Source organism: Pantoea allii, assembly GCF_002307475.1.
GTDB classification, from domain to species: domain Bacteria; phylum Pseudomonadota; class Gammaproteobacteria; order Enterobacterales; family Enterobacteriaceae; genus Pantoea; species Pantoea allii.
On the sequence record NZ_NTMH01000025.1, the window covers coordinates 13,523 to 27,098 of the forward strand.

9 protein-coding genes are annotated in these 13,576 nt (G+C 52.2%); all 9 read right to left on the reverse strand.

All coding sequences use genetic code 11. The features are described 5' to 3' along the window. Positions 1 to 40: 40 nt before the first annotated feature. Positions 41 to 4,264 carry a DNA-directed RNA polymerase subunit beta' gene (rpoC, locus tag CMR03_RS08705; RefSeq protein WP_063877942.1) on the reverse strand — a complete coding sequence of 1,408 codons (4,224 nt, stop codon included), beginning with the start codon at positions 4,262 to 4,264 and terminating at the stop codon, positions 41 to 43. A 118-nt stretch (positions 4,265 to 4,382) separates the two neighbouring features. Beyond that, positions 4,383 to 8,411 carry a DNA-directed RNA polymerase subunit beta gene (rpoB, locus tag CMR03_RS08710; RefSeq protein ID WP_063877941.1) on the reverse strand — a complete coding sequence of 1,343 codons (4,029 nt, stop codon included), beginning with the start codon at positions 8,409 to 8,411 and terminating at the stop codon, positions 4,383 to 4,385. Between the two features lie 330 nt (positions 8,412 to 8,741). Further along, positions 8,742 to 9,104, reverse strand: a complete 363-nt coding sequence (gene rplL, locus CMR03_RS08715) for a 50S ribosomal protein L7/L12 (RefSeq protein WP_009092660.1) — start codon at positions 9,102 to 9,104, stop codon at positions 8,742 to 8,744. A gap of 63 nt (positions 9,105 to 9,167) precedes the next feature. Next, positions 9,168 to 9,665 (reverse strand): 50S ribosomal protein L10, encoded by a 498-nt coding sequence (rplJ, locus tag CMR03_RS08720; protein WP_003848098.1) that lies wholly within the window; start codon positions 9,663 to 9,665, stop codon positions 9,168 to 9,170. Between the two features lie 425 nt (positions 9,666 to 10,090). Further along, positions 10,091 to 10,795, reverse strand: a complete 705-nt coding sequence (rplA, locus tag CMR03_RS08725; RefSeq protein WP_063877940.1) for a 50S ribosomal protein L1 — start codon at positions 10,793 to 10,795, stop codon at positions 10,091 to 10,093. Positions 10,796 to 10,798: 3 nt separating this feature from the next. Beyond that, entirely contained in the window at positions 10,799 to 11,227 is a 429-nt protein-coding gene (rplK, locus tag CMR03_RS08730; protein WP_006121495.1) for a 50S ribosomal protein L11, read from the reverse strand. Positions 11,228 to 11,375: 148 nt separating this feature from the next. After that, positions 11,376 to 11,921, reverse strand: coding sequence for a transcription termination/antitermination protein NusG (nusG, locus tag CMR03_RS08735; protein ID WP_003848088.1), 546 nt, complete (start codon positions 11,919 to 11,921; stop codon positions 11,376 to 11,378). 1 nt (position 11,922) lies between these two features. Beyond that, positions 11,923 to 12,306, reverse strand: a complete 384-nt coding sequence (gene secE, locus CMR03_RS08740) for a preprotein translocase subunit SecE (protein ID WP_014606967.1) — start codon at positions 12,304 to 12,306, stop codon at positions 11,923 to 11,925. A gap of 229 nt (positions 12,307 to 12,535) precedes the next feature. Beyond that, positions 12,536 to 13,576 (reverse strand): elongation factor Tu (gene tuf / locus CMR03_RS08745; protein WP_096011319.1); only part of this gene is annotated, 1,041 nt, incomplete at its 5' end.

A 13,576-nucleotide genomic window follows, 5' to 3' on the forward strand; every position in this document is an offset into this window, starting at 1 on the left:
AACCCTGCCTGAGCAGGGTTTTTTATCGGGGGTTTGACGATTACTCGTCGTTTTTACCGCCCAGACCAGCGTTCAGCAATTCAGCCAGGCTTGCAGAGGCTTCATCCGCAGTAACCTGCGGTGCTACCGGTACTTCGCCTGCCGCTTTGCGGCGCATACGATCCTGATGGTAAGCATAACCCGTACCGGCTGGGATCAGACGTCCCACGATAACGTTCTCTTTCAGACCGCGCAGTTCGTCGCGCTTGCCTGCCACTGCCGCTTCGGTCAGGACACGCGTGGTTTCCTGGAACGATGCCGCAGAGATGAACGATTCGGTTGCCAGTGACGCTTTGGTAATACCCAGCAGATCACGCATGAAGGTTGCGCCAACTTTTCCGTTCGCTTCAAGTTCACGGTTAGAGATCTTGATACGAGAGAATTCAGCCTGCTCACCTTCCAGGAACTCGGTACTGCCCGCGCTCATGATGGTCGCTTTACGCAGCATCTGACGAACGATAACTTCGATGTGCTTATCGTTAATCTTAACGCCTTGCAGACGGTAAACTTCCTGCACTTCGTTAGTGATGTAACGGGTAACCGCATGCACGCCACGCAAGCGCAGGATGTCATGTGGTGACTCTGGGCCATCGGAAACTACGTCACCGCGCTCAACACGTTCACCTTCGAACACGTTCAGCTGACGCCATTTCGGAATCATCTCTTCGTACGGATCGCTACCATCCAGCGGAGTAATGACCAGACGACGCTTGCCTTTCGTCTCTTTACCGAAGGAGATGATGCCGCTGATCTCCGCCAGAATAGCTGGCTCTTTCGGACGACGCGCTTCGAACAGGTCAGCAACGCGTGGCAGACCACCGGTAATATCCTTGGTACCGCCAGATTCCTGCGGAACACGCGCCAGGGTATCACCCGAGCTAATCTTCACGCCATCTTCTAACTGTACAATCGCTTTACCTGGCAGGAAGTACTGAGCTGGCATATCGGTACCAGGGATCAGGACATCGTTGCCGTTAGCATCAACGATTTTCAGGGCTGGACGCAGGTCTTTACCACCCGCGGTACGCTCGGCAGAATCCAGCACCACCAGCGATGACAGACCGGTAAGGTCGTCAGTCTGACGGGTAATGGTCTGACCGTCGATCATATCCGTGAAGCGAATGAAACCGCCCACTTCAGTGATAACCGGCATGGTATGCGGGTCCCAGTTTGCAACGGTTTCGCCCGCGGCAACCTGCTCACCATCACCTTTCGCCATGGCAGCACCGTAAGGAACTTTATAGCTCTCTTTCGTACGGCCAAATTCGTCGATCATTTTCAGTTCAACGTTACGCGAGGTGATAACCAGCTTGCCTGCCGAGTTGGTTACCGACTTGGCATTGGTCAGCTTGATCGTACCTTTGTTCTTCACCTGAATGCTGGATTCAGCAGCCGCACGTGATGCCGCACCACCGATGTGGAACGTACGCATCGTCAGCTGTGTACCCGGCTCACCGATAGACTGTGCCGCGATAACACCGATTGCTTCACCTTTGTTGATGATGTGACCACGTGCCAGGTCGCGACCATAGCAATGTGCACACACACCAAAATCGGTTTCACAACCTACAACCGAACGTACCTTCACGCTGTCTACTGAGTTCAGTTCCAACACGTCACACCAGTGCTCATCAAGCAGCGTGTTACGTGGAACCAGAATGTCAGCAGTACCCGGCTTCAGGACGTCTTCTGCTGTCACACGACCCAGAACACGCTCACGCAGTGGCTCTTTTACGTCGCCACCTTCGATGACTGGCGTCATCATGATGCCTTCGTGCGTACCACAGTCGTCTTCGGTGACAACCAGATCCTGCGCAACGTCAACCAGACGACGCGTCAGATAACCGGAGTTAGCCGTTTTGAGTGCGGTATCCGCCAGACCTTTACGTGCACCGTGCGTCGAGATGAAGTACTGGAGTACGTTCAGACCTTCGCGGAAGTTCGCGGTAATTGGCGTCTCGATGATTGAGCCATCTGGCTTAGCCATCAGACCACGCATACCGGCCAGCTGACGAATCTGTGCAGCAGAACCACGCGCACCGGAGTCAGCCATCATAAAGATACTGTTGAAGGAAACCTGACGCTCTTCCACGCCATCGCGGTTGATCACGAGTTCGGTAGAGAGGTTTTCCATCATCGCTTTAGCAACGCGTTCGTTGGCCGCAGCCCAGATATCGATCACTTTGTTATAGCGTTCACCCGCGGTCACCAGACCAGACTGGAACTGTTCCTGGATTTCAGCCACTTCTGCTTCCGCTTCGGTGATGATTTCCACTTTCTTCTCTGGAATAACCATGTCGTCGATACCCACAGACGCACCTGAACGTGCCGCATAGGCAAAGCCGGTGTACATGGTCTGGTCAGCAAAGATAACCGTTGGTTTCAGTCCCAGGATGCGGTAACAGGTGTTCAGCATCTTGGAGATCGCTTTCTTGCCCAGCGCCTGGTTGACGATGGAGAAAGGCAGACCTTTTGGCACGATCATCCACAGGATGGCGCGACCAATAGTTGTGTCGATGATGCTGGTTTTAGAAACCCACTCATCCTGCTCGTTTTTCTCGTGCTCAGTGATACGCACTTTAACGCGAGCGTGCAGCGAAGCGAGGCCAGCGCGGTAAACGCGTTCAGCTTCTTTCGGACCGGTCAGCACCATGCCTTCGCCTTTGGCGTTAACACAGTCGCGGGTCATGTAATACAGACCCAGTACAACGTCCTGTGAAGGAACGATGATTGGCTCGCCGTTCGCAGGTGACAGGATGTTGTTGGTAGACATCATCAGCGCACGCGCTTCCAGCTGGGCTTCCAGCGTCAGCGGTACGTGAACAGCCATCTGGTCACCATCGAAGTCGGCGTTATAAGCCGCACAAACCAGCGGGTGCAGCTGGATAGCTTTACCTTCGATCAGGACGGGCTCAAATGCCTGGATACCCAAACGGTGCAGGGTTGGTGCACGGTTCAGCAGTACCGGGTGTTCGCGGATCACTTCGTCCAGGATATCCCAAACGACAGCTTCTTCACGCTCAACCATCTTCTTAGCGGCTTTGATGGTGGTGGCCAGGCCACGCAGTTCCAACTTGCCGTAGATGAACGGTTTGAACAGCTCCAGTGCCATTTTCTTCGGCAGACCGCACTGATGCAGACGCAGGTAAGGACCTACGGTGATAACAGAACGACCAGAGTAGTCAACACGCTTACCGAGCAGGTTCTGACGGAAACGACCCTGCTTACCTTTGATCATGTCAGCCAAAGATTTCAGAGGACGCTTGTTAGAACCCGTGATCGCACGACCGCGACGACCGTTATCCAGCAGGGCATCTACCGCTTCCTGCAGCATACGTTTTTCGTTGCGCACGATGATATCTGGCGCGGCCAGATCCAGCAGGCGTTTCAGACGGTTGTTACGGTTGATCACGCGGCGATACAGATCGTTCAGATCTGATGTCGCAAAGCGGCCGCCGTCCAGCGGTACCAGCGGACGCAGATCCGGTGGCAGGACTGGCAGCACGGTCAGGATCATCCACTCTGGCTTGTTACCAGACTGAACGAACGCTTCCAGCAGCTTAATACGCTTGGTCAGCTTTTTGCGTTTGGTCTCGGAGTTCGTTTCGTTCAGCTCTTCGCGCAGCTGTTCGCACTCTTGCTCCAGATCCATATTTTTCAGCAGTGCCTGAATCGCTTCTGCACCCATCTTCGCGTCAAATTCGTCACCGAATTCTTCCAGCGCATCCAGGTACTGCTCTTCAGTCAGAATCTGACGCTTCTCAAGGTTGGTCATGCCACCTTCGATAACGACATAAGATTCAAAATACAGCACGCGTTCGATGTCACGCAGTGGCATATCCAGCAGCAGGCCGATACGCGAAGGCAGTGACTTCAGGAACCAGATGTGTGCGGTAGGTGAAGCCAGCTCAATGTGGCCCATGCGCTCACGACGCACTTTAGTCTGGGTCACTTCAACGCCGCACTTCTCGCAGATCACACCACGGTGTTTCAGACGCTTGTACTTACCGCACAGGCATTCGTAATCTTTTACCGGCCCAAAGATACGGGCACAGAACAGACCATCGCGCTCTGGCTTGAAGGTACGATAGTTAATGGTTTCCGGCTTTTTCACTTCACCGAAAGACCAGGAACGGATCATGTCTGGCGATGCCAGCGCAATTTTGATCGCATCAAACTCTTCGGTTTTAGTTTGCGCTTTCAGAAACTTAAGTAAGTCTTTCACGGATTTGCTCCCGTCGGAGTGAGACTCAGGGGCGTCCAACCGAAATTGAACGCCCCATAACCAGTACAAATGCGAGCGCGTTAACCCTGCGCTTCCAGGCCAGGCCTGTTACTGAGGGTTACTCGTCTTCCAGCTCGATGTTGATACCCAGCGAACGAATCTCTTTCAACAGTACGTTGAACGATTCAGGCATGCCAGGTTCCATCTGATGGTTGCCATCCACGATGTTCTTATACATCTTGGTACGGCCATTAACGTCATCAGACTTAACGGTAAGCATTTCCTGGAGGGTATACGCAGCACCGTAAGCTTCCAGCGCCCATACTTCCATCTCACCGAAGCGCTGACCACCGAACTGTGCCTTACCACCCAGCGGCTGCTGAGTAACGAGGCTATAGGAACCGGTAGAACGTGCGTGCATCTTGTCATCAACCAGGTGGTTGAGTTTCAGCATGTACATATAACCCACGGTTACCTGACGTTCGAACTGCTCGCCCGTACGGCCATCAAACAGGGTAATCTGACCGGAAGAAGGCAGACCGCCAAGCTCTAACAGCTCTTTGATTTCGCTCTCTTTCGCACCATCAAACACCGGCGTGGCAATTGGCATACCTTTTTTCAGGTTCTCAGCCAGGCGCAGGACTTCGTCATCAGTAAAGGTATTCAGGTCAACTTTCTGACGCACATCAGTGCCCAGATCGTAAGCACGCTGGATGAATTCGCGCAGTTTGGCGACTTCTTCCTGCTTCTTCAGCATCGCGTTGATTTTCTCGCCGATACCTTTCGCTGCCATCCCCAGGTGAGTCTCAAGGATCTGACCGATGTTCATACGCGATGGTACGCCCAGCGGGTTCAGTACGATATCGACCGGCGTACCGTTCTCATCGTAAGGCATGTCTTCGATTGGGTTGATCTTAGAGATAACACCTTTGTTACCGTGACGACCCGCCATTTTATCACCAGGCTGGATCTGACGTTTAACGGCCAGATAAACCTTAACGATTTTCAGCACGCCAGGTGCCAGATCATCGCCTTGTGTGATTTTACGACGCTTGCCTTCGAGTTTTTTCTCAAACTCGTGCTTCAGTTCGTCGTACTGCTCGGCCAGCTGTTCCAGCTGGTTTTGCTTGGCTTCGTCAGTCAGACCCAGTTCCAGCCAACGCTCACGCGGCAGCTTGTCCAGCTTGTCTGCTTCAACGCCACCCGAAATCAGAACAGACTGGATACGGCTAAACAGGCCCGCTTCCAGGATCTGCAGCTCTTCAGACAGGTCTTTCTTAGCCTGCTTCAGCTGCATCTCTTCGATTTCCAGCGCACGTTTGTCTTTTTCCACGCCATCGCGGGTGAAGACCTGAACGTCGATAACCGTACCGGAGACACCGTTAGGTACACGCAGAGAAGAATCTTTAACGTCAGACGCTTTCTCACCGAAGATCGCACGCAACAGTTTTTCTTCTGGTGTCAGCTGGGTTTCGCCTTTCGGCGTCACTTTGCCCACCAGAATGTCACCGCCGGTCACTTCAGCACCGATGTAAACAATACCGGACTCATCCAGTTTAGAGAGTGCAGCTTCGCCCACGTTCGGGATATCAGCAGTAATCTCTTCTGGCCCCAGCTTGGTGTCACGAGACACACATGCCAGTTCCTGAATGTGGATGGTAGTGAAGCGATCTTCCTGAACCACGCGTTCGGAGACTAAGATGGAGTCTTCGAAGTTGTAACCATTCCACGGCATGAACGCGACGCGCATGTTCTGACCGAGCGCCAGCTCACCGAGATCGGTGGATGGGCCGTCAGCCAGCACATCACCACGTTCAACTGGCTCACCCAGAGACACACATGGCATCTGGTTGATACAGGTGTTCTGGTTAGAACGGGTGTATTTGGTCAGGTTGTAGATGTCGATACCCGCTTCGCCCGGATACATTTCGTCTTCGTTTACTTTGATAACGATACGAGATGCATCAACGTACTGAACGGTACCGCCACGTTTCGCAACCGCGGTAACACCTGAGTCAACGGCTACAGCACGCTCCATACCGGTACCTACCAGCGGCTTATCAGCACGCAGAGTAGGAACGGCCTGACGTTGCATGTTCGCACCCATCAGGGCGCGGTTGGCGTCATCGTGTTCCAGGAACGGGATCAGTGACGCACCAACAGAAACCACCTGCTGGGTGGAAACGTCCATGTAGTCAACCTGATCGCGGCTGAACAGACTTGATTCGCCTTTGCTACGGCAGGTGACCAGGTCATCAACGAACGCACCTTCTTCTGACAGGTTGGTGTTCGCCTGAGCGATAACGTAGTTACCTTCTTCGATTGCAGAAAGGTAATGAATTTCATCGGAAACCACACCGTCAATAACGCGACGATAAGGGGTTTCCAGGAAACCGTACTCGTTCGTCTGCGCGTACACAGACAAGGAGTTGATCAGACCGATGTTCGGACCTTCAGGGGTTTCGATTGGGCAGACACGACCGTAGTGCGTTGGGTGTACGTCACGCACTTCGAAGCCAGCACGCTCACGGGTTAAACCACCCGGGCCGAGAGCAGAGATACGACGCTTGTGCGTAATCTCTGACAACGGGTTGTTCTGATCCATAAACTGAGACAGCTGGCTGGAACCAAAGAACTCTTTCACCGCCGCCGAAATGGGCTTGGCGTTGATCATGTCCTGTGGCATCAGCGTATCGAGATCGCCCAGAGAAAGACGCTCTTTCACTGCACGCTCAACACGTACCAGGCCGACACGGAACTGGTTCTCAGCCATTTCACCGACTGAACGAATACGACGGTTACCGAGGTGGTCGATATCGTCCACTTCGCCTTTACCGTTACGGATGTCGATCAGTTTTTTCATCACTTCAATGATGTCTTCTTTGCTCAGGATACCTGAACCTTCGATTTCATCACGCAGCAACGAACGGTTAAACTTCATGCGGCCGACTGCAGAAAGATCGTAACGATCTTCAGAGAAGAACAGGTTCTCAAACAGGTTCTCTGCAGCTTCACGCGTTGGCGGCTCACCAGGACGCATCATGCGGTAGATCTCAACCAGCGCGCTCAGGCGGTCATTGGTTGGGTCAACGCGCAGCGTCTCGGAGATGTAAGGGCCGTGATCCAGATCGTTGGTGAACAGCGTTTCAATGCGCTTGTGACCAGACTGGCTCAGCTTCGCCAGCAGATCCAGCGACAGTTCCATATTCGCCGCGACGATCAGCTCACCGGTGTTCTCATCGATGTAGTCTTTAGCAACCACTTTGCCCGCGATGTATTCAACAGGCACTTCGATGTGTTGGATAGCGTCTTTTTCCAGCTGACGAATATGACGCGCAGTGATGCGACGCCCTTTCTCAACGTAGACCGTGCCATTCGATTCAATATCGAAAGTCGCGGTTTCACCGCGCAGGCGCTCTGGCACCAGTTCCATCTGCAGCTTGTTGTCACGGATTTCGTACACCACTTTCTCGAAGAAGACGTCGAGGATTTGAGCAGTGGTGTAATGCAGTGCGCGCAGAATGATACTGGCCGGCAGCTTACGACGACGGTCAATACGGACGAAGAGGTTGTCTTTCGGGTCAAACTCGAAGTCGAGCCATGAACCACGGTAAGGGATGATACGTGCGTTATACAGCACTTTACCCGATGAGTGGGTTTTACCCTTATCGCTGTCAAAGAACACGCCAGGACTACGATGCAGCTGAGAAACGATAACACGTTCAGTACCGTTGATAACAAAGGTACCGTTGTCAGTCATGAGCGGAATTTCACCCATGTAGACTTCTTGTTCTTTAATGTCTTTTACAGTGCCTTCTGGCGCTTCGCGCTCATAGATCACCAGACGCAGTTTCACGCGCAGCGGTGCCGAGTAGGTCACGCCACGGATCTGACACTCTTTCACGTCAAAGACAGGTTCACCTAAGCGATAGCTGACATACTGCAACTCAGAATTGCCGCTGTAGCTCGCGATAGGGAATACAGAGCGGAATGCAGCTTCCAGTCCGTACTGACCTTCTGGATCTTGCTCGATAAACTTCTGAAACGAATCAAGCTGGATGGAAAGGAGATAAGGTATGTCCAAAACTTGTGGACGTTTACCAAAATCCTTACGAATACGTTTTTTCTCGGTATAGGAGTAAACCATAGGGTTCCTCAGCTAGCTGACAAGTCGACCCACGCTGTCCGTCCTGACAGGACAGTTCATGCAACACGATTTTGTTTGATTCACCTACTGCTTTGCAGTGTGTGCAATACCTCTTTCTATCACGCTTAAATCATTTCATTGCTTCAGCGTGGGCAGGGAACCCGCACGGGAAAGCAGTATATTAAGTCGTCGATAGAGAAAGATATTGAAGAGCAACAATGGACAAACAGTGTGAAACCCCATTGAGGCCCTGGAGCGCAAAAAGGCTGGTGACCAAAAAGCCACCAGCCATCAGTCTGAAACTACTCAGACTGCAACCCGAGGGTTGTCTTACTTAACTTCAACTTCAGCGCCAGCTTCTTTCAGAGCAGCTTCAAGTGCAGCTGCGTCATCTTTGCTGATGCCTTCTTTGATCACGCCAGTTGCTTCAACCAGATCTTTGGCTTCTTTCAGGCCCAGACCAGTTGCGGTACGTACGGCTTTGATAACTGCAACTTTGTTCGCGCCAACAGCTTTCAGAACGACGTCGAATTCAGTTTTCTCTTCAACAGCTTCAGCTGGGCCAGCAGCAACAGCTACAGCAGCAGCAGCAGAAACGCCGAATTTTTCTTCCATAGCAGAAACCAGCTCAACTACTTCCATTACGGACATAGCGGCAACGGCTTCCAGAATTTGGTCTTTAGTAATAGACATAACAATTGTTCCTAAGAATCAGAAAAAGTTTATACGTTAGCAAGTACGAAGAAAAGAGAGGCCTTAAGCCGCTTCTTTTGCATCGCGAACAGCAGCCAGAGTGCGAACCAGTTTGCCGGCAGCGGCTTCTTTCATGGTCGACATCAGACGTGCCAGTGCTTCTTCGTAGGTCGGCAGAGTTGCCAGACGGTCAATATTGGCCGCCGTGATCAGCTCACCTTCAAAGGCTGCAGCTTTGACCTCGAATTTTGCATTCGCTTTCGCGAAATCTTTGAACAGACGAGCAGCAGCGCCCGGGTGTTCCATAGAATATGCAATCAGGGTCGGACCAACAAACGTGTCTTTCAGGCACTCGAACTGAGTACCTTCAACGACGCGGCGCAGCAGGGTGTTACGAACAACACGCATGTAAACGCCAGCTTCACGACCTGCTTTACGCAGTTCGGTCATTTTATCAACGGTAACGCCACGAGAATCCGCAACAACCGCTGAAAGCGCACCTTTGGCTACTTCGCTGACTTCAGCAACAATCGCTTGTTTGTCTTGAAGATTTAATGCCATTAGCTTTAGCTCCTGGATTTGACCGGGGAAGGATTTCCCCGGAACTCACTTCACTTACTCGCCCGGAGGAAAATAAGCGCTATTACACGGTGAGCAGAATCCAGTTAAGAAAAATATCTTTTGGTTCTGTCACCGTCTACGCAGGGTATTAAGCATTACATCCGAGGATGTGCCGCTCCTGCGGTCTTGGACGGAGGCCAGGATAAGGCCTGGCTCCAACCTAAAATTTGGGTCGCGTGCCGCCACTCAAATTGCTATTGCGCCGACTGTCTTTATCCGCTTCCGTTGCACAGTTGACCATGCTCCGGGTAGCCGACTCAGCCACCGTCTTACCGCAATCTGAATCACGCACTTCGACGTCTGCACGAATGCAGAACAACGGGCGTAAGATTCTAGGTGAATTTTTCGCCCGTTTCAAGTAGCAATTAGTTTGCTACGGCAGTCAGACCAGCCTGGTCAACGGAAACGCCCGCGCCCATGGTGGTAGAGATGCTAACTTTCTTGATGTACACGCCTTTCGCCTGAGCAGGTTTAGCTTTTTTCAGCGCAACCAGCAGAGATTCCAGGTTTTCTTTCAATTTGTCAGCATCGAAGTCCACTTTACCGATGGTAGTGTGGATGATGCCGTTTTTGTCGTTACGATAACGAACCTGACCTGCTTTAGCGTTCTTAACCGCTTCAGCAACGTTAGGGGTTACAGTACCCACTTTCGGGTTTGGCATCAGGCCACGTGGACCCAGAATCTGGCCTAACTGGCCAACAACGCGCATTGCATCTGGAGATGCAATCACAACGTCAAAATTCATTTCGCCTTTCTTGATCTGATCGGCCAGGTCTTCCATACCTACCAGCTCAGCGCCAGCTGCTTTAGCAGCTTCAGCGTTTGCGCCTTGGGTGAAGACAGCTACACGTACTGAACGACCGGTACCGTGTGGCAGAACAGTCGCGCCGCGCACGTTCTGATCAGATTTACGTGCATCGATGCCGAGGTTAACGGCAACGTCAACGCTTTCTACGAACTTAGCGGTAGCCAGTTCTTTCAGTAAAGCGATTGCTTCAGCAATATCGTACTGCTTGGTCGCGTCAACTTTGTCGCGAATTACGCTCATGCGCTTGGTCAGCTTTGCCATTTCTTAGTCCTCTACAACCAGGCCCATGGAACGAGCAGTACCTTCGATTGAGCGAGTCATCGCTTCAACGTCGGAACCCGTCATGTCCGCAGCTTTAGTTTCTGCGATTTCACGTACCTGAGCACGAGTCACTTTACCGACTTTATCTTTATTCGGCTTACCAGAACCTGACTTGATGCCTGCGGCTTTTTTCAGCAGAACGGCAGCCGGAGGCGTTTTGGTAATAAAGGTAAAAGAACGGTCGCTGTATACGGTGATAACAACAGGTGTTGGCAGACCTTTTTCCAGAGATTCGGTCTTCGCGTTAAACGCTTTACAGAATTCCATGATGTTAACACCCTGCTGACCCAGAGCTGGACCAACCGGTGGACTTGGGTTCGCCATACCAGCTGCAACCTGCAGCTTGACGTAGGCTTGTACTTTCTTAGCCATGATAATTCCTCAATTGGGTTATAGCGCCTGTAGAAGGCTCCCCGTGGTAACGATTTATACGCTGTTGCCAGCGCATAAAAACAAAAGGCGCGAAATTATAGTTAAATTTCGCGCCTGCTGCAACAGCCAAATTGTAAGTCGGGAAAGGTTAGCCTTTCTCTACCTGACCGAAGTCGAGTTCTACTGGTGTTGCACGTCCGAAGATGGACACAGAAACGGTCAAACGACTCTTCTCATAATCCACATCTTCTACCACACCGTTAAAGTCGGCAAATGGACCATCGTTGACACGTACCATTTCGCCTGGCTCGAACAGTGTTTTTGGACGCGGCTTATCACCCACCTGCTGCAGGCGGTTCATAATCGCATCAACTTCTTTATCGCTAATAGGCGCCGGGCGATCGGATGTACCGCCAATAAAGCCCATAACGCGCGGAACGCTGCGTACCAGGTGCCAGCTGGCGTCATTCATCACCATCTGTACCAATACGTAGCCGGGGAAGAATTTGCGCTCGCTTTTACGGCGTTGACCACCACGGATCTCAACAACTTCTTCTGTAGGAACCATGACGTCGCCAAACAGCTCTTCCATGTTGTGCAATTTGATGTGCTCACGCAGCGACTGTGCTACGCGGCCTTCAAAACCGGAAAACGCCTGCACGACGTACCAGCGTTTCTTTGGAGCTTCAGACATCTCAGAACCTCAGGCCAGTGATAAACGATACCAGACGGACCAGAATACCATCCAGCCCCCACAAAATCAGTGACATCACGGCAGTAACCGCGGCAACGATTAACGTGGTATGCAGTGTTTCCTGGCGGGTTGGCCAGATAACTTTACGCATTTCGGTTCTTGCTTCACGTGCAAAGGCCACGGTTGCTTTGCCTTTCGTCGTCAAAAGCGCAATGCCGCCTGCTGCCGCAATCAGTACTACTACAGCCAACGCGCGCAAAGGCAGCGTCACATCGCGATAGAGGTAGTTACCTACGATCGCCGCAAGCAGTAATAAGACTACCACTACCCACTTCAGCGCTTCGAGGCCGCGCCCGCTCCCTTGAGCTTCGGTATTCGCACTCATAAACCAACCTGCCACAATAATTCAGAAACTATTCTGCCCCGCATTGCGAGGCATCCAAACCGAATGAGCTTTTGGGGCGTAACTCGGTATCCAGCGCCACATAACAGAGCCTGTCTCAGCAATGATTATGGTTCACAATCACTGATGAGTCAGGTTCTATGTAACAGCGTACAAAAAGGGCATCAAATGATGCCCTTTCCACGTGCATTGCGTCAAATATTATCGGTAATTAAGCGATAACTTTGGCAACAACGCCCGCGCCAACGGTACGGCCGCCTTCGCGGATGGCGAAGCGCAGACCTTCGTCCATTGCGATTGGGTGAATCAGGGTAACAACCATTTTGATGTTGTCGCCCGGCATGACCATCTCAACGCCTTCTGGCAGCTCTACTGAACCGGTCACGTCTGTGGTACGGAAGTAGAACTGTGGACGGTAGCCCTTGAAGAACGGAGTATGGCGGCCACCTTCGTCTTTAGACAGAACGTAGACTTCTGACTCAAACTTGGTGTGTGGCTTGATTGAGCCCGGCTTAGCCAGTACCTGACCACGCTGGATGTCTTCACGCTTGATACCGCGCAGCAGAACACCACAGTTTTCGCCTGCCTGACCCTGGTCCAGCAGTTTGCGGAACATTTCAACGCCGGTACAGGTTGATTTCGCTGTATCTTTGATACCCACGATTTCAACTTCGTCGCCGACTTTAACGATACCGCGCTCTACACGACCGGTCACAACGGTACCACGACCAGAGATTGAGAATACGTCTTCGATTGGCAGCAGGAATGGCATATCGATTGCACGTACCGGGTCCGGGATGTAGTTATCCAGGTGACCAGCCAGCTCAACGATTTTCTCTTCCCACTCTGGGTTGCCTTCCAGCGCTTTCAGAGCTGAACCGCGAACGATTGGAGTATCGTCGCCCGGGAAGTCGTACTGTGACAGCAGGTCACGGACTTCCATCTCAACCAGTTCCAGCAGCTCTTCGTCATCAACCATGTCACACTTGTTCAGGAACACGATGATGTAAGGAACGCCTACCTGACGACCCAGCAGGATGTGCTCACGGGTCTGCGGCATTGGGCCGTCAGTCGCAGCAACAACCAGGATCGCGCCGTCCATCTGCGCAGCACCGGTGATCATGTTTTTCACATAGTCGGCGTGGCCTGGGCAGTCAACGTGCGCATAGTGGCGAGACGGGGTTTCATACTCAACGTGTGCAGTGTTGATGGTGATACCACGTGCTTTTTCTTCCGGGGTGCTGTCGATCTG

Excerpts from the sequence above, each read along its gene's own strand:
- nusG (WP_003848088.1), bottom strand. The coding sequence starts at position 11,921 with ATGTCTGAAGCTCCAAAGAAACGCTGGTACGTCGTGCAGGCGTTTTCC.
- rplK (WP_006121495.1), bottom strand. The coding sequence starts at position 11,227 with ATGGCTAAGAAAGTACAAGCCTACGTCAAGCTGCAGGTTGCAGCTGGT.
- rplA (WP_063877940.1), bottom strand. The coding sequence starts at position 10,795 with ATGGCAAAGCTGACCAAGCGCATGAGCGTAATTCGCGACAAAGTTGAC.
- rplJ (WP_003848098.1), bottom strand. The coding sequence starts at position 9,665 with ATGGCATTAAATCTTCAAGACAAACAAGCGATTGTTGCTGAAGTCAGC.
- rplL (WP_009092660.1), bottom strand. The coding sequence starts at position 9,104 with ATGTCTATTACTAAAGACCAAATTCTGGAAGCCGTTGCCGCTATGTCC.
- secE (WP_014606967.1), bottom strand. The coding sequence starts at position 12,306 with ATGAGTGCGAATACCGAAGCTCAAGGGAGCGGGCGCGGCCTCGAAGCG.
- rpoB (WP_063877941.1), bottom strand. The coding sequence starts at position 8,411 with ATGGTTTACTCCTATACCGAGAAAAAACGTATTCGTAAGGATTTTGGT.